The sequence below is a fragment of the Pedobacter sandarakinus genome (genome assembly GCF_026240095.1).
GTDB lineage: Bacteria > Bacteroidota > Bacteroidia > Sphingobacteriales > Sphingobacteriaceae > Pedobacter > Pedobacter sandarakinus.
This window is the reverse complement of the sequence record NZ_JAPIVG010000002.1, coordinates 181024-199568: the sequence shown is the minus strand read 5'-3', so window position 1 is coordinate 199568 and position 18545 is coordinate 181024. Positions and strand designations below refer to the sequence as shown.

Genomic DNA, 18545 nt, shown 5'->3' with positions numbered 1-18545 from the left:
ATAAAAATTAAATCACTCAAATTTACAGATCATAGAAAAATCCTTAAATAGCGATAAAGGGCCATTATCAAACAGCATTCTAAAATCATTAGATTAAGGGTCGTATGAGGGGATCTGCTCCTATTTCTTCAATATGATTTTGAACATTTTTGCCTGTTCGGGTCTGAGGGTTACAGCAAGGTCATTTTTAATATCAACCTGGTCTTCGGTTATTGCATCCTGGAGTTTTAAGATTTCAGAGCGATCAATTCCTAACCGTACAAAATCGAGAATAAGTTTGGCCTCTTGTTTTTCGTAATTGAATAAGGCTACATATCTTTTATTGCCAACTGCCTTCACAAACAGCTTGGACGCTCCACTGCCCGCATTACCTTCTACAGGTGTAAAGGATTTTCCATTTTTAATTATAGTTAGAAGCTCCTGATTCTGGAAAAGATTTTTAGCCCGATTTTTCCATGGTCCTGGTGTAGAAAAATCGTCGCCAACGATTAAAGTTCCGGTAACGATGGCTGATAAGGTTCTAGAGATATTGGTCGCTTCATTCTCGTTGCCCAATACCACATGATCGGCATCTATGTAATTGTACAGGTAAGTCTGCCACCAACCATTTGTGACACTGTTGAGCGTGTATTCGGTATCATTTATTCGCGAAAATGCGTCGCAAGCGATGCGCCTAACATGCACATACCTGCCAGAGGCCAGGCTTGGCGATATTGCAGCGTAAATAAGCATTTTATTATCAATACATTTAAGCAAATATTCCATTCCAACACGATATGCTTGCATACCTGTGGTTATGCTTGTATCGTAGAAATGGGTGGATTCTGCCGCGGCGTGACCCAAAAAGTCAATCTTAATCATTTCGAAACCACATTTTTTAAGGTTTGAGATGATAAAATTTATTCGTTGCTGGGTTCCTGGATGTGTGGGATCCAATGCCCGTGCACCGTCAAAATCATGGTAACCCTGGTTAATTTTTGTCCACATTTCGCCGAAAGTAAAATTGCTTCCAGGGGCTTTCCGATTGGCACTATGTTGAAAACCCCAATCAGTAAACGGTGCCCAATAGATTCCTGGCTTCAAGCCTTTCAATTTACAGTAATCGGCAAATCTCTTCAAAGTCGAATAATCATCGCCTTTAAGCATATTATCCCAATACGAATCCAGGTCGATATACGCTGCATTATCTACCCGAAGTCCTTTTAAGCTATCAGCAAAAAAATCTACAACCTGTGTCGCCTTCTCGTATGAAATTTTTTGCTGCATGGCTCCCCAACTGTTCCATCCAACGGGTGTTGGCCCTTTCCAATCTGGCAGGATTGGCTTTTCCGTTTTTCGAACAGCCGCTGCGTAAGTCTCCATTCCCGTCCGCCAGTCATTGAAATAGCCGACCAAAATTCTTGAACTGGAAATCTTATCTGCCATTATTTCACCGTGCTTAATTTTGTCTCTTGTGAGTTTAAAATCGGTGAAACCACAAGTTACACTTAAATTTAGTGCAGACTGGCTTACAAGTTGCGTAGTGATGCCTGTTTTCCATTGGTGATGATCTAAAGTACCTACAACAATCCCTATGCGGCTATCGTTACTGTATACGGCTGTGGCTTCGGAACTCACATTTTTCTGGTTAAGCTTGGGGACATCGTTGTGATATCGAATAAAGGCGTCATTATCAAAAGGTACAAATAGTGTCCGTTTGTCATCGAAATTATCACTTACAAGTTCAGCATTTAATGGAATCATTTGATTAGTATGCAAATTCTTCCCAACTATGCTCAGTGTTATTATAAAAAAATCTAACTTTTTGTAGGTACGGATTTCCTGAGTCAAGGTTAAACCATCAGGTGTAAGACCAACGAAATCATAAATAGCAGCGTTTCCAAGGACATCTTTAACAGTTTTTTTTACTTTCAAACTCATCTTTAAGCCCTTTGTACTAATCAAATGATTGTCAATCAGTAATTCAGAATATGCTTCATTTATAATTTTTTTACCGCCAATAAAGACGTCGAAGGCACCTTGAGCTGGTTGGACCATGATTATACCTCGACTACCAAACGAGATTCTTTGTGCAGATGCTATGTTAGAAAATACTGAGAGGAATAACAGAAAAGCGCAGGCCTTAATCTTGAAAAACAGTTTCATAGCGCATGTATTTTTTAAGCTAGCAGGATTTCAGGATAAACTAATTTTACAACCCCATCTTATTTTTGATTTTTCATCTTGAACAACCGCGGAGACGTCGATATCCAAGTTAATATTTGTAGTCTAAAACCCGACGCATTATTTACGTCGAGAAGGCTAAAATACCAAATAATTAGATAACGGCAAGTTAGACGCCGCTCAATAGGCATAAACCTTTTTTTATATAATTGATAATTCAATTAGCTCCCAGTTATGCATTATCAGTGCAGAGGCTTTGATTTTTTACCACTGCCAAGCCAGAGCAAACTATTCAAAATTAATTTGTTCTGCTCCGCACTATTGAAAGTACTGGATAAGCTTCGGTTAGAATTATCATAAAGGTGCTCGTAATCCATGTCGTCGTGTCCCATGTTCATGTAAACCATCCTATACTTTTTGTTTGTCCACACTACGGGATAATAGCCTTGGTTCCATATTTCATGTTGCTTTGGTCCTGTTCCAAGGGGAAAACTGCTGTTGTCGATAGACAATAAAATCTCAATATCAGGATTTGTTCTTAAGTCATTGCTCCATTTATACCATTCATTGGGCTGGCTTTTAAATTTCTGCGGGAGGCCAGCTGCTATGGGGTGCTTTGGACTTTCTATCTTCAAAATGGCAGATGTGGGCCGCCAGGTGTTGCTTACGTATGGCCCACAGGCTAAAAACTCGTTATGATACCAGTTCCAGTTGGTGTCGAACTTCGATTTTTCCATAGAAAACGCTGAAAAATGGAAGCCCATCCAGGCACCACCCGTTTCCATATAAGCCTGAAATGCTTGCCGCTGTTCGGGTTTTTCGGGTCTGGTATCTAAAAACAATACCACTTGATATTTAGATAGGAAATGCAGGTTCAAATTATCCCAATTTGATGTGGTATCATAAGTGAAATGATTTGCCCTGGCCATTTCAGGGAAAATTTTATTGGCTTCATTCACAAAGCTAATGTGTGCCAAATCATTCTTAGCAGTAAAGAATGCTATAACATTAAATCGATCTACTTTATTTTGAGCGAAACCATTTATCAAAATAAATTGCAAGAAACAAAACACGCCTAAAAAGCCAATTGAGAAAGTTTTAAGTGACCTTACTGGCGGAGCAGGTCGTTTTATTTCAATTTGCTGGCCATTCATTGTATTAAAAATTTAAGTTAAATAGGATAAAGTTACTCTTCAGAACAAGTCAAAACCATTTATTTAGCAAGCACCATATTTTTACTTCGCAGAAGTGCTTCGATGTAATAATAATCTGCATAATTGATGGGTACATCAATTTCTGAGTTTGCGGGGCGATGGCCGGTACTGTGTGCTAATAAGAACCCATAATTTGTTTGAGGTTGATTTACATATTGTGTACTCAACGATACCATTATTTTGTCGGCTGCAGACTCGTATCGCTTGCTATTTGCTTTGCTAAACTTAGCAAGTTCGTAAAGCGCAGATGCTGTAATGGCTGCTGCTGATGCATCTCTTGAGACGTTGGGAATTTTTGGATCGTTATAGTCCCAATAAGGCACACCATCTTCAGGAGTAATCTTGCTAGATAGGATGAAATTTGCAATCGCATCTGCCTGAGCTAAATAAGCTTTATTTTTTGTGTAGTAATAACAGCGTGTAAACCCATACAAACCCCAGGCCTGTCCCCTAGCCCAAGCTGACGAATTTGCAAAACCCTGCGCTGTCAGTTTGTTGCGAACATCACCAGAAACGGTATCATAATCAACAACATGATAAGAGCTAAAATCAGGGCGATAATGGTTTAATTTTGTTTTCTCTGCGTGAGAAATGGCAATTTTATAAAACGAAGAATCTCCAGTAAGTTTTGTAGCTTCGAACAGCAGTTCCAGATTCATCATATTATCGATTATTACCGGATATTTCCATTTATCTGTGTTATGATCCCAAGACTTAATTACGCCAGCTTTGGCATTAAAACGTGTAGAAAGCGACTTGGCTGCCTGAATAATAACATCTCGATAAGCTCCGTCTTTCGTAAACCTGTAGCCATTTCCGAAAGGGCAATAGATCATGAAGCCTAAATCGTGGGTACCTTTGTTATATTGTTCTTTTTTTATGTCCTCAGTATATTTTTTGGCCAACGCTAGCCATTTTTTATCTTTAGAATATTCATAATAAAACCACAGTTGAGCCGGAAAAAATCCACTGGTCCAATCTTTGGAAGCGACCATTTTGAATTCACCATTTTCAACTGTTCGAGGAGAAACTAAGTTCGGTTTCACTTTTCTGGCCGAATCAACATTTTTAACGAGCAATTCGGTTTGCTGCATTGCAGCTTGCATCGCATGCTTTACATCAGGCTTTTGTGCGAAAATTGTTGCAGATAGCAACATAAACAAGCCAACTAACTTTAATTTCATGATCATTTCCTATTTAATTCTAACTGTTTTAAGTACAAAGATTTGGGCACTAAACCCGGTTTATTAAGTCCTTCTACAATGCCCTTTGGCCTTCCTGGCAATCGCCCATCGTAAAGCGTCGCTATCAAGCCAAAAGCATAATTTTTGGCACTTACATACGGGTTTTGTATAGCAACCTTGCTAGCTGTACAGTTCCATAAAACCTGGTTTGCTCCCGCCCATCCATGACCGGTACCCCAGTTTCCCCGATCCTGGATATTGATTTCGCCATCCGTAACGATGTTATCAAACAATGTTCCTACTGCCCATCGATGATGCGGCCCAATGTCGGCTTTCGCATTTTCCGATTTACAATTAAAAAATACATTTGGTCCGGCGACTTTGGCTCCTGTTACGTAATCGTGTCTGCCTTCAGAAGCATAACAATTCATCACTAGATTCAGCTGGCCATCATTGTTAAAAGAATATCTTCTGCCACCAATAATTTGAGATTTGGGCGAAAGCGAGCGGCAATCTTTTACAGTGATCTGTTTACTAAAACCTCCTAAATTAACGGAAGAATACCCAAAATACTTACTTGTTACCCCGCTAACCCAACTATTTTCTATCCTATTAAACGATATGGCATCCCAGCCATGATCTTCGTCAGTATCGCCATTGTATTCTGAGGTAAGCAACATGTTTTCAATTCCAACTTCGTTTATTCTTCCATCGAAGTTATAGCGGTAAACCTCTCCACCACCATATTGCGTTTCCATTGCCATTACAATGGGATTATCAATACCTACCTGGTTGCCCTTGATTGATGTAATGGTTCGTTCAAATTCGAGGTTATAAGCTTCCGGTTTCCATTGCACTAAACCCTCTTTGTTTTCTATCTGATCCATTTTAAGATCTGCTATCCACTTTACAGTTCCTGGCCTGAACACAATAATTTTATCGCCAACTTTTAAACCTTTGGTGGTTGTTAAATTGAAAGATTTAGCACCGACAGGTACATATCGATCTGTTATTTTCAGCCTGGAACCCGGCACTTCAGTCCGATTCCCTTTACCCGAGGCTATAATTGTCTTGCGCTGACCTTTGCCAGTAGCAACGAGCACTGTTTCGACCCCCTCACCACGTAAGATAATCCCACTGGCAGGAATGTTAATACTACCGGGTATCTTGTAGGTACCTTTTTTTAATAAAATGGCGCCCCGAAGTCCATCCTTGTTAACCGGAACTTTTGCTAATTCGTCTATAACATGTTGAATGCGTTCCTGGTCTTGATTTCCGGTGGCAGAAATTGTGGCCACTATAGGAACGACAGGTATAGGTTTTCGATTCTGGTGGTAACCTACCCGGCTAAAATCTGGAATAACATTACCAAGTTCATCGGCCACGTAGGTCAGGCTGCCATCTTTCTTTTGCTGCACCAGCGCAGTGTTCCATGGTTTCTGCGCTGAAACGGTATGAAGGGTGCATAACAGCAGTGCGAATAAAATGCCTTTTCTTGTGTGAACTATTCTCATACTTATAACCAAATTAGTGGATGTCTGATTGGTAGATTTCTTATTACTTCTTCGACCTCAGGCTTCAGATCAAGGCGCTTCCAGGTATTAAACCAATCCTTGTTACCATTGGCATTAGCACCAAAAATCAAGAATGGTTGGGCTACAGGCCAGTTATCCCAAAACATCACATCAGGTTTCAATTGCCAGGCTGCTTTATTAGCAATATAAGGATAAAGATAGTTTATGCCTTTCATTATCGATTTGCCATCTTCGGTTTTGTAGTTCCAAAGGTCGTCTTTCGGAGATGATAAGATCTGACACAGCGTAGAAAAAGCATCAAGGTTGAAGATGGCGTAACCATAAGGCTTTGTTCGAGCGAGTTCCAGGGGAAAACTACCATCAGTAGCCATTTGGTTGGGCAGATACACATTTTTATATCTCCATCGCAGCGAATCGAGCATCTTTTGATCATTACATAATTTAGCAAAAGAAGCCACCTGCATTGCCCAGCAAGTACCATGGTTGTTCTTAGCAAGCTTCTCTGCAATGCCAGGCTTGCTGGTATTTAGCCACTGGATGTAATCGGCAAACCATTTTTTAACTGTTATAGTAGTATTTTTATCAAATGATTTGGCGTGTTGCATGATGATAATGCCTTGGGCAACCTCCATTAAATGAATGGTATCAATGATTCCCCAGCTTCTACCTGTAGAAACACCTTTTACTGCTTGGGCAAATAATAAATTAGGATTCATCATCGTACCCTTATTAACAAACCAGGCTTTAAGATGTAAGACGGCATGTTTTACATATTTTTCATCCTTGGTAAGTTGATAGGCTGAAGCTAGCGAACCAATGATTTCGCTAAATCTTATCATCGCTTTTCGATGAGCCACAAAATTATCTGGATTGGTTTCTCCATCTTTACTGATGTAAGGCCCATCCAAGTTTTCCGGATTGGGCCACCAATAATCTGCCTCAGAAAAAAAATCATTTTTACCTCCGGCGCTTCTCGGGGAGGTTTGCTCGGTTATGGTGACGGGTTTTTGGGCTAATGCCCAATTTGCCTCACTTAAAATTTGTTTTCTTAAAACCGCTGTTGCCTGGGTTTTAATATCATTGCTTTGTGCCTGCACGCCAGAGATGAGCATTAGACAAACACATATTAACCTTAATACTTTCATTGTGATAAATTTAAAAATGAAGTTGGAATGCCTTTCGACTGGACCGAGATTACGCTGTTAGCCTGATTTGTTTTCACCTTAATGATTGCCCTTCCGTTATAGAGTTGCACTTTAGATGAACCACTCGAAGTACCTTGATTTACAATTAATTCGCCATCTCCAATCAATTGAAAGGAAACCACATTTTGAGCATCCAAACATAACACATCTTGATCATCTAAAGCATTGACCTCTACAGTAGCAATGCCACCTGATTCTGTTATTTTCTTAATAGACATTTTTACCGGTTTACCCCATTTTTCTGTTTGATAAACTTGAGTTATTTGGTCGGTTACCACCGTTTTATTTTTCCTGGCAACCACTTTGAAAGTTTGCAATCCCTTAAACATAGGAACCTGCCAGCGTAAACCAGCAGCGGGGAAATCCTGACTATTTCGCTGCTTAACACCTAGACTTTTACCATTCAAAAATAACTCTGCTTCATCGCAATTGGAATAAACTTTTACCATCTTCTGTTCTCCATCATCACCCCAGCGTGTTGGCCAGCTGTGGCCATAGATATGAACCATCGGTTTTTCTGTCCAATAAGATTGGAACACAAAATATGCTTCTTTCTTAGTGAAATCTCTTTCGATTACCCCTTTTTGATTGACATAAGGCACTGGATTGTCTGGCCTAATGGGTGTTGAAAAATCTTTGAACGGCCAGTATGCCGAACCGCTAAGCCATGGCATGTTTTCCTGTTCTTTCAAGTGCCAGTCGATAAGGTTAACTATATAACTTTCACTCCAATCTCCATCTTTACTTACCCTTGCAGCGCCCCCATAAAGTGATGCATCTCCAGCCCTTTCATCAGCCCCGCCTCCCTTTTTAATCTGGCTTAAGGCTTTATCAGGATTTTCAGAATGCCTTCCTGCGTGACTATCGCCTCCCCATTCCACGTGAAGAAATCGATCTGTTTTATTGAATTCTGCAAGTGAGACATCTTTATATTCCGTATAGTCGCCACGATACCAACCTGCCCAGATCGATGGTGAATATACATCGACAATATCTTTGCAAAAATCACATCTTCTTATTGCGGTATTTCTAAGCGGGTCTAAATGATGAGATAAAGTATTTAACTCCATCATAAATGCTCTTATTTTATTCTGATCAAATTCCTCAAAATCTCCCGGCCAATCGTTTTCATTTCCCAAACCCCAAATGATAATTGATGGATGGTTGTAATGTTGTTCAATCATATTTGTAAGCATTTGCTTGGCCTGATCTTGATAAACCTGGCCACCTAATCCACCGCGACACCAAGGAATCTCCTCCCACACTAAAATCCCCAAACTGTCGCAAGCATTCAAAATGATGCGAGATTGCTGGTAGTGGCCAAGGCGAATAAAATTTACGCCCATTTCTTTCATCAGCTTCATTTCAGTAAGCATCATTTCCTCTGTCATAGCAGCACCTACATCTGCATGATCCTCGTGCCGATGGGTACCACGCAACAAAAGCCTTTTTCCATTCAGGGTAAATGGCCCTTTTTTTACAAACTCGAAACTTCGAAACCCAACTTTCTGTTTAATGGAAGCGTTTTCACCATCGGCAATAAGCTCTGCATCAACAGTGTAAAGTTCTGGCTGCTCGTTCGACCATAGCTTTGGAGATTTCAAAGTCAAATTGAGCAAAACAGAATCATTGGAAAAAGTCTTAACGCTTTTTGTTAAGCGATAAACAATCAATCCCTTAGGATCAATAATATTAATTTTTAATTGAGCACTAACGATGGTGTTATCAAAATGATGCAAACGTGCTGCAACTTTGAGTGTACCTGTATGATTGGTTTGGTTAATGGTGGCAGTTAAAAATAATTTATCGAAAGATACTTTGGGCGTATAAAGGAGATTGAGATACCTGTAAATGCCACCGTAGACATTAAAATCAGAAAGATTTGAAGGAATCATTTCTAAGTCTCTGCTATTATCGCAACGTACAATAATGGGCACCCTATTTTTAAATTGCGTTTTAAACAGCGGATTTTTTTTGAATTGAGCTACTGCATCGGTAATATCTGCGGTCCATTCGTCATATCCTCCTACATGGGTTGCAACTTTAGTGGTGTATACATAAACGCTTGTTTTTTGTCCAGCTCCCTCAAAATGCAATAGCGTATGTCCATTCTGGTATGGATTATTAATGTCCAGGTAAGTTCGGTACCATCCTGGACCTTGATAATAATTCACATCAGGATCAACAGCATCAGTAGCATTGAAACAATGTGGAAGGGTGACTTGGTGCCAAAAAGGTAATTCCTCAGGATTGCCAGCTTTAACAGGCCTTACAGCCTCCCATACGCCCCCTAAATCTTGGCGAACGAATTCCCAGCCGCCGTTTAACCGAGTACTTTGCTGCCCGTATACTAAATTTGATGCTGATATAAATATAATGAGTATGATCTGCCTGACTTGTTCTTTCATTATTTAAGTTCCTTTGCTATTTGATTCAATAAATATCCTTTCCTATCTGCGTTATACTCCCAAAACATTACGCCACCTAACTTATTTTGGCGCACATAATTACATTTTTGTGCGACGGACCATTCATCATCATAAGAAATATACTCCTGGGTAGTTGAATTAAATAGGTATGGTGCTTTGGCTGTTTCATCGCGATAAGCTTTGAAGCCTTTTTGGTTTATTAAACTGTCTTTCAGATAAGTGTAGCCTTTACCGTAACTATTCAATGAAGAAAGTATGGTATCTCCAAGCCCTTTTGAAGCTGTTGGAATCAACTTCAAATTCCTCCCATAAAAGGCGATGCCCATTACAATCTTATCTGCAGGTACACCTGCTGCCAAATAAGCCGTAATCGCCCCATCTGCGGATTGTTGATTAGATGAAACATTACTTCGGTAGAGGTTAGTATGGTGCCCGGCAACTTTGGCAGAGTAATAATCATAAGTCATTAAATTGATATAGTCAAGATAGATAGCCGCTTTACCCATTTCGGTATGGTTTAAAAAATCAGGAAAGCCGCCTGTAGCAGTTGTTAATAATTTCTTTTGCCCGGTTTCTTGTTCTAAAGCATCTAATTCCTTTCTAATGGCTTCGAACATCTTCGTAAAATTCGCTTTATCTTCAGGTCGAAAGATATTTCCATCCTCTCCCTGCATCCCTGGATATTCCCAATCGATATCTACACCGTCTAAGTGATGATCTCTTATTATCTTTACTGCGTTACGAGCAAAGCTTGCCCGCAATGAATCTGTTAGCACCGCATTGGAAAAATTTTCACTCCAAGACCAACCACCAATTGATATTAATATTTTTAACTGAGGATTCTTCAGTTTTAAACTATTTAAGCGAATAAAATTTGTAGAATCTCTTTTATAATCTTCTAAATGAGCTTGATTATTTCGAACATTCACGAAAGCGTAGTTGATGTGGGTAAGCTTTTGAGCATCGATATTGGCAACATCGATTAACCCATTATAGCCAGTTACATATCCAATGATAACATGTTTTCTTTCGGCTATTTTCATTCCTACACTTAAAGTGATAAGCAACGTTAATAATGCGCATATTGTAATTCGTTGAGTAATTGATATCATCTTTAATGGGTTATGTTGATTATTTTATATTGTTTTAATAGAGAAGATTGACTGCGTCGTAAAAAATTTACAGGTGTAAGCATAGCATAGTGGATATACGTTTTATCATTCAGCTCTTTTAATTTGCATTGCATTCAACACTGCTTTCCCTGAGGTACTTTGGAACAAGATACGAATACCATGATCATCTAAAACCGTACACTTAAATTTTCGATGCACAGCCGTTGCAAAACCAAAGGTGTCACTGAGATTGAAATCTTTAAGCACCAAAGCCCCATTCACAAAAACATTAAAAATGCTATGCTGTGGAATTTCTGTAGATTTGGTGACCGATCCATCCAAGTTGTAAGGCAAACCTGAAGACCCAGCTCCTGTTAGGTCAGCAAAATAGAATATGATCTCATAAGTTCCAACAGGTACATCAAACTGATATCCCTCCAAACCAAGCAATTGTGTTTGGTAAATCGGATCGTTCTGCGTACCAACTATGTTCTTATCGGTACCATAGGGTAAACGGGCATTGGCTTTTGCTTTGAAGGGTTCGCCACCAATGCTCCCCCAAGAGCCGCTCTCATACACCTTACTCGGAAGCCAAACCTTGTTTTGATTGTCTACAAACTGTCTTTCACTCCCCATTAGCAGATTCAGTTCGCCACTCTTGAAAGAAAACGGTATTAAGTTAAAATTAATCTTCACCACGTCTTCGAGTTTTCTTCCATTAACTATTGAAACTGCTCTAAGCTCATTTGTTTTATCCTTGAAAGGAAAATCCCAGTTGGTAATGCGATCAACCACTACTTTTTTTCCCAGGCTTTTGCCATTAGCAAAAAGTTCAACAGTATCGGTATTACTTAAAACCTGTACCATTTGGCTAACATGGTTCTCTCCTTTTTTGGCGATTCCACTCCGGTGCGCCCACGAGCCATTGCCAATTTTTAAAAAAGGAGAACGCTGAAAATATGCTTTATAGAGATAATAGGTATTTTTAGGTTTACGATCTATTGTTAGCAGCCCTTTATTATTGATATGTGGCATACTTTCTTCCCGTGATTCTGAATTGAAATCGGCTAAATTCCATACCGCAGCTCCGGCTACAAATTTTCTTTTTAGCAAAGCTTCGATATATATTTGGTGATAATGCATTCCATATTCTAAACTCTTATCAAACCTTAACGGATTGAAAGCATGTATTCTAGGATCCACATCGGCACCATACTCAGTAACTAGAATTGGTTTTTCTGGAAGCAGCTGATGAATTTTGTCTAAGTTTGGACCGAAATCCTCAGCCTTGCCGCCATACCATCCCTGGTAAAGATTCCAGCCAACCAACATAGGAATTTTTGTCAATCCAGCTTTGATGTAACCATTTACATCTCCATGGTTTGACATCATGGTGTAGCGTGTCGGATCAGTTGATCGCGTAATCTCCTCTAACTCCCGGGCTAAATTGGCAACACGTTCGAGATACTTCTTCTTATTTTCAGCATCATTAGTGTAATGCATCTTAAGTAATACTTCATTCATGTATGCCCAAATAATTATGCTTGTATGATTATAGTTTTGTTTAATCATTTCCAGCAACATCTTTTTCGCATTTGATGTGAATGCCTTGCTTTCGCTAATCTCATTAACAATAGGAATTTCCACAGATGTTAAAATGCCGAGACTGTCGCATGCGTTCAAAACAGCCTGATCTTGGGGATAATGAGCAACCCTCAAGAAATTCCCGCCCATGTCTTTGATCATTTTGATGTCTTTTACTTGCAGCTTCTTAGAGACTGCATTGCCTAACCCTGCGAAATCCTGATGTCTGCTCGTTCCGATTAATTTGCAGGGTTGGTCATTTAGAAAAAAACCGTCGTTTACATCAAAACGAAAAAACCTCAAACCAATGGGTGTCACTACCTCATCTAATATTGCGAGAGACTTTGCATCCAGTAGCCTGGTTGTACATCGGTACAGATATGGATGATCAGGCGACCATAGTGTAGGATTTGATACGTCTATTTTCGGCAAACGGAAGGCAATGTTACCTATGTTTCCACCTTTAGTTTTCATAGTCGATCTCCCAATAACTTTACCTTTAGCGTTAGTTAAGATGGAAACGACAAAAAACTGTTTATCAAAACCATTATTGTAAAAATTACCATTGATATATATATCTGCCTTAGATTTATTTACATTGGCCCCGTTGATGAAAACACCGCTACTGCCAAACGATCGATCACTAAAATGAGCTGGTTCTGAAATGATAAGAGAGACGCTTCTATATAATCCCCCAAAGAAGGTGAAATCGGCAGTTAATGGTGGTACATCATTATCGAAGCTATTATCTACCTGTACCATGATTTCGTCGCTCCCACTAAATTTCAAGCCAGATAAGGGAATGTTAAATCCCGTATAGCCTCCGGTATGCGTACCAACAGCTCTTCCATTTAAGAAGACTTTTACTTTTTGGTTAGCACCTTCAAAATAAAGCGACACCGATTTGTGTCTATAAATTGAGGGTATTGAGAGTTTTTTTCTATAGAACCCTACGCCCCTATAATAGCCTGGTACATCATCCATCACATCTTTTGCGTTCCAAGTATGTGGCAAGTTCACGGTGCTCCTTATCTTACTACCTGCTTTGTAAAATTGCCATCCAGTGTTAAGGTTTATTACTTTGCTCCCGTGTTGCGCAAACCCATGTGAAATGAATAGCAATAATATGAGCAAAAACGAGGTTATTTGACGCATAGGATCTGATAATTTAATGGTTGCAACAGAATGAAATTCGTTTCAGCTAATCATTTAAGGTAAACAAAGCGTAGTCGACTACGCTTTGTTTACCTACTTTAATAACCAGCATTTTGACCAAGTTTAGGTGATCTGTTTAATTCGTTCTGTGAAATTGGGTAAAGGTAGTTCCTAGCAGAAAACACTCTGTTATCAACCGTAAAACGAGTGTAGGTAAAGGTGGTAGCGGTTACTGGTGTAATTCTCATCCCAGTTACCTGTTTATTAAAAGTTGCTTCACCTTCCTTCCACCTCCTAACGTCGAAAAAGCGATGTTCTTCGAAGCACAATTCAACCCTACGTTCGTTTCTGATTCTTTTACGTAATTCTATTTGAGTTGGGGCTACATAGCCATTGCCTGCCGGATTAGCAGTTTGCAAAGCTGGCATTGCTACACCAGCTCTTGCTCTGATTAAATTTATTACCCTTAAAATTTCTGTAACCTGAGCAGCCCCCTGTGCCTCATTGAGTGCTTCTGCATAGTTCAATAAAACCTCTGCATACCTGAAGAAAATCCAGGGGCGGCGAATATTTGTGGTCGTTCCTGCCCAGGAGGCACTCTCACTCAAATACTTGCGCATATAATAACCGGTTTTGGTGGCGTTTACATTTAATCCTAAACCATCTTTACCCCCAACAAAAGTTTCAACAGGGCGAGATTTAAAGTTGGTAGCTGCTACTGCTGGTTGCACGGATGCGGAATTGAACAAAACCGTGAAACCTAGCCTGGGATCTCTGTTGGTATATGGCGCAGCTTCATTGTAGCCGGAAGATGCGTCTGTAATGGGTTTACCGGTTGTTCTCATCTCAAAAGCATCGACCATTTCCTGGGTAGGATTGGTGCGTCCGTTTGCGCCATCGTAACTAACCGGAGCATTATTGGTTTCAATAGACGTGGTATTCAAAGTAGCTGTAGCGAAAATGGTTTCGTTGTTAAATGCGCCTGCAGTATTCCACAACCAAATGTTAGGATAAGAGGAATAAATACCATGTTTCCCGGTATCCATTAAACGTTTGGCTGCATCAGCAGCTGCCTGCCATTTAGAGATATCATTTGTTAAGTTGTACTGTGGACTAGCAGCGTATAACAACAACCTTGCTTTTAATGCCATTGCCGCCGTTTGAGTTGCTCTTCCTCTATCTACTGTTCGCCATTCTACGGGTGATAAAGGTAATCTTGCAATTGCGGCTTCACAGTCATCAGAAATCTGCTTTACACATTCGTTAAAACTATTTCTTGGCAAATCAAGCTCATCGCTAACTGAGAGTGTTCTGGTAACAATTACAAAACTTCCATAACGCTTTAGCAATTCGAATTGAAAAAATGCCCTTAGAAAATAAGCCTGACCTAATAAACGTTGTATTTGAGCATCGTAGGTTTGATTGGCGGCAACATTGGCGGGCAGCACTTCATCGATAGGAATAATTGCACTACCATTAGCTTTTTCTAAAAACATATTTGCTTTTCGAATACCTGCATACATCTCACTATATACATCATCAACCGGTCTGGCTGCACTCCAAGTGCCATTGGTAAATGTGTTAATCCCCGAATTTAAATTTGAATTAACTGCTTCATCTGTTGCTGAAGCCAGAAGTGCTCCATCACCAAGGTTATATCTATCTGATAAAGATGCATAAACGTTATTTAAAAAATTTCGAGCATAATCTGGATTAGCCCATAATTGAGCTTCGGTAACATCATTGGTTCCACTGAACGATCCATCTTGAAGAAATTTATCTTTCTCGCACCCTGCTGTTAGTAAAGTTACAGCGAGCATTATGTAGTATATATTATTTTTCATCTTCTTAACCATTAAAATTTCAAGTTTAAACCAAATGAATAGATTTTCATATAAGGGTACGACGAGTTGTAGCCCGATTCTGGTAATTCTGGATCAATATCCAGGTTACCCAATTTATCAAAGGTTAATAGATTTAAACCGCCTACATAAAACCGCACCTGTTGCAGCTTGAGTTTTCTCACAAATGCATCTGGCAGCGCATAACCAAGCTCAACGTTCTTTAATCTTAGAAAATCTCCAGAACGGATCCAGAAATCTGAATTTACAGTGTTGTTTCCCCGATCTGATAGTAAAAGGCGTGGGAATGCTGCATTTGGATTGTCTGGTGTCCACCTATCTGTACTAAATTGATTTAAAAATCCATTATTAGTATTACCGGCGTTAACCAATTGCTGAATGGTTATCGAGCTGCCCAAAGTACCTTGAAGTAGAAAATTTAAATCGAAACCCTTCACCGCTATTCCGGCACCAAATCCAAACACGGATTTAGGCACAAAGTTAAAATCAGTTTTCACCCGATCTAAATCATTAATTAAACCATCGCCATTTTGGTCTACATACCTAATATCTCCTGGCTTAACAGCTCTTGAAAAAAGTTGGGTTGGTGCAGCATCTATCTCTGCCTGAGTTTGGAAAATACCATTGGAGATTAACATGCTGTTGATATAACCCGCACCTGTTGTTGCTGTAGCAGCAGGAGATATTACACTTGTAATTGGCCGACCCAAGGCCTTTTGATATTCAGGTAGGTTTGCAGCTTCATTGATGGCCAAAATTTTACTAACCTGATAAGTGTAGTTACCAAACAAATTCAAGTTAAATTGACCAATCTTTTTATTATAGTTGATACCGGTTTCAAATCCTTTGTAAGAAGCCTGACCTTCGTTGACAAAGACCAGGTTCTGTCCTAAAATGTTAGGCAATAGCGATCCCGTTGCTAAATCTTTTCTGTTTTCGTAAAAATAATCAGCACTAATGGAAAGTGTTTGTTTAAACATCTTTGCATCAAATCCTGCACTGGATTTATAGGCTTTTTCCCATGTTAAGAATGGATTTGCCAAGGCTAGCTGTGCCGAACCACCAACACCTGTGTAGCCTGTACCGAAAGTATATCCGGTTGAGCTTCTGGCAAAGAAATCATTGAAAGCAAATCTTCTGGCGTTACCGATCGCATCATTACCAACCAAACCATATGAACCTCTTAATTTTAAGAAATCAAGAAAGCTTGTTGAGCTTTGCATGAAATGCTCATCAGAGATGATCCACCCTGCTGAAACAGCGGGGAAGAAACCAAACCTTCTGCCCACTGCAAAATTTTCTGAACCAGAATAACCTGCCGTTAAGTCCATAAAATAACGCTGTTTAAAGCCATACGTCATCCTACCGGAAATGCCCTGGCGTTTCACATCTAAATTTCCGAAAGTGGAATAAACTTGTCTGGATATGCGGGTACTAAATTTGATATCATGTTCTCCGAAAGTTCTATCATAGTCGAAGCCGGCCCAGAACTCACTTTTCCTAATGTTGCCAGAAAAGCTATTCGGCTGATAATCTACTTTGTTGGCTGTGCCATACGTTTGATACAATCCGCTTGGCAACAGTTCAGAAGTTTCATAAGTTTGAGAGAACCCCGACCTGTATGCACCAGAAATATCATAAGCATAGAAAAGCTCTGCAGTTAATCCTTTCAAAATCCCATTCATTTTCTGTCTGGCACTAATCGTAGCGATCATATTTCTTACCAGGTCGGTGCTTGCGCCCCTGGCCTCTAACATTGCCTTAGGATTACTGGTTGGAAAAATCGAAGTACCTCCGTAAGAGCCATTCGGATTTATTACAGGAAAAGCATTTGCCGGTGTGCTATAAACGGCGTTTAAAAATGCACCAGTACCCTGGTTAGGGAAGGTTAAGTTTGTAATTCTTCCGCCAATGTCTAAAGCTACATCCAGATTTTTATTGACATGCAAATCTAAATTGGTTCGCAAGTTATACCTACTAAAGTTAGTGTTGGCATCATACGTTTCGTTAAATCCACCTTTGTAAAAACCGCCCTGCTGATAAGCGCTAAGCAACGTATAGTATTTAATGAATGCGTTACCACCACTAACGCTTGCTACATAACGTTGCGTTGGGGCTACCGATTTAGTAAAATCTTTAACAAAATTATTATTCGGATACTTGATTGGATCGGATCCTGTTTGGTATGCCTGCAAAGCGGTAGCGTCGTAAATTGCTGCACCACCACTGTTTATTGAAGCCTCGTTGTAAAGCGTTGCATAGGTAAAGGCATCAAGAGGACTCGCAATGTTTAATGGTGCTTGCAACCCAGCTTGTGCATCGAACGTAACTTTTGTTGATGTAGCACTACCACGTTTGGTTTTAATATAGATTACACCGTTAGCGGCATACATCCCGTACCAAGCCAAAGTTGCTGCATCCTTAAAAACACTTACACTTTCAATTTCACCCAAGTCCATGGCCGTGAAACTACGCTCAATACCATCAACTAAAATTAAAGGTTCCTGGTTACTGTTGTAAGATGACCTTCCTCTAATCAGAAAGCTGGATTCATCGTACCCAGGTTGCTGCGAACCACTTGGATAGATATTTAATCCTGGTAGGCGGCCCGTAAAAACATTGGTTAATGATGACGAGGGAATTTGAGCTAAGTTTTCTGCTTTAATCGTGCTAATGGAGGCGGTAACCTCCCGCTTTTTTCTTACACCAAACGGAATATATACCAAATCATCATCCCCGGCATCTATTAACGATCTAATTAAAGTTATCGATACGTTATTCACCTCTCCTGCTGGCTTATAGATGGTTCCGTAACCCATCATTTTAAAAACCAAAACGTCGCTAGTTGAAGTTTCGATGGTATACTCACCATTGGCATTGCTATTTGCAGTTCTATTTGTCTTATCTTCCTGGATGGAGATCACCACACCAGGGATTGGTTTTTTATCCTGATCAATCACCTTTCCTTTAATGGTAACTCGCTCATCAGGATTTTGTTGCCCATAAACGTTTAATACGGCCATCCATAGAAACAGCAGGCATATAATATATTTTAATTTTGATAATTTCATAATTGAATAAGATCTTATAACGTAGATGAAT

General features: G+C 39.7%; 10 protein-coding genes. All 10 read right to left on the bottom strand.

The window, feature by feature from the left end:
- Positions 1-120: 120 nt before the first annotated feature.
- The 10 genes from OQ268_RS06450 to OQ268_RS06405 all read right to left on the bottom strand — a co-directional run bounded on the left by OQ268_RS06450 (position 121) and on the right by OQ268_RS06405 (position 18514).
- Positions 121-2145, bottom strand: coding sequence for an alpha-amylase family protein (locus tag OQ268_RS06450; protein ID WP_265855296.1), 2025 nt, complete (start codon positions 2143-2145; stop codon positions 121-123).
- Positions 2146-2405: 260 nt separating this feature from the next.
- A complete protein-coding gene (locus OQ268_RS06445; RefSeq protein WP_265855295.1) occupies positions 2406-3317 on the bottom strand; it encodes a ThuA domain-containing protein in 912 nt (303 codons plus the stop codon).
- A gap of 59 nt (positions 3318-3376) precedes the next feature.
- Positions 3377-4561 carry a glycoside hydrolase family 88 protein gene (locus OQ268_RS06440; protein ID WP_265855294.1) on the bottom strand — a complete coding sequence of 395 codons (1185 nt, stop codon included), beginning with the start codon at positions 4559-4561 and terminating at the stop codon, positions 3377-3379.
- Positions 4562-4563: 2 nt separating this feature from the next.
- Entirely contained in the window at positions 4564-6075 is a 1512-nt protein-coding gene (locus OQ268_RS06435; protein WP_265855293.1) for a hypothetical protein, read from the bottom strand.
- 2 nt (positions 6076-6077) lie between these two features.
- On the bottom strand, positions 6078-7241 hold the full coding sequence (locus tag OQ268_RS06430; protein WP_265855292.1) for an alginate lyase family protein: 1164 nt from the start codon (positions 7239-7241) through the stop codon (positions 6078-6080).
- Complete coding sequence (locus OQ268_RS06425) at positions 7238-9709, bottom strand: glycoside hydrolase family 2 protein (RefSeq protein WP_265855291.1); 2472 nt, start codon at positions 9707-9709, stop codon at positions 7238-7240. Before OQ268_RS06425 ends, OQ268_RS06430 begins: the two co-directional genes overlap by 4 nt.
- Positions 9709-10842: a glycoside hydrolase family 18 protein gene (locus OQ268_RS06420; protein WP_265855290.1), complete on the bottom strand. Its 1134-nt coding sequence runs from the start codon at positions 10840-10842 to the stop codon at positions 9709-9711. The genes OQ268_RS06425 and OQ268_RS06420 overlap by 1 nt, the downstream gene beginning before the upstream one ends.
- Positions 10843-10947: 105 nt before the next feature.
- Positions 10948-13581 (bottom strand): glycoside hydrolase family 2 TIM barrel-domain containing protein, encoded by a 2634-nt coding sequence (locus tag OQ268_RS06415; RefSeq protein WP_265855289.1) that lies wholly within the window; start codon positions 13579-13581, stop codon positions 10948-10950.
- A 98-nt stretch (positions 13582-13679) separates the two neighbouring features.
- Positions 13680-15425, bottom strand: a complete 1746-nt coding sequence (locus OQ268_RS06410) for a RagB/SusD family nutrient uptake outer membrane protein (protein WP_265855288.1) — start codon at positions 15423-15425, stop codon at positions 13680-13682.
- An 11-nt stretch (positions 15426-15436) separates the two neighbouring features.
- Positions 15437-18514 (bottom strand): SusC/RagA family TonB-linked outer membrane protein, encoded by a 3078-nt coding sequence (locus OQ268_RS06405; RefSeq protein ID WP_265855287.1) that lies wholly within the window; start codon positions 18512-18514, stop codon positions 15437-15439.
- Positions 18515-18545 lie beyond the last annotated feature (31 nt).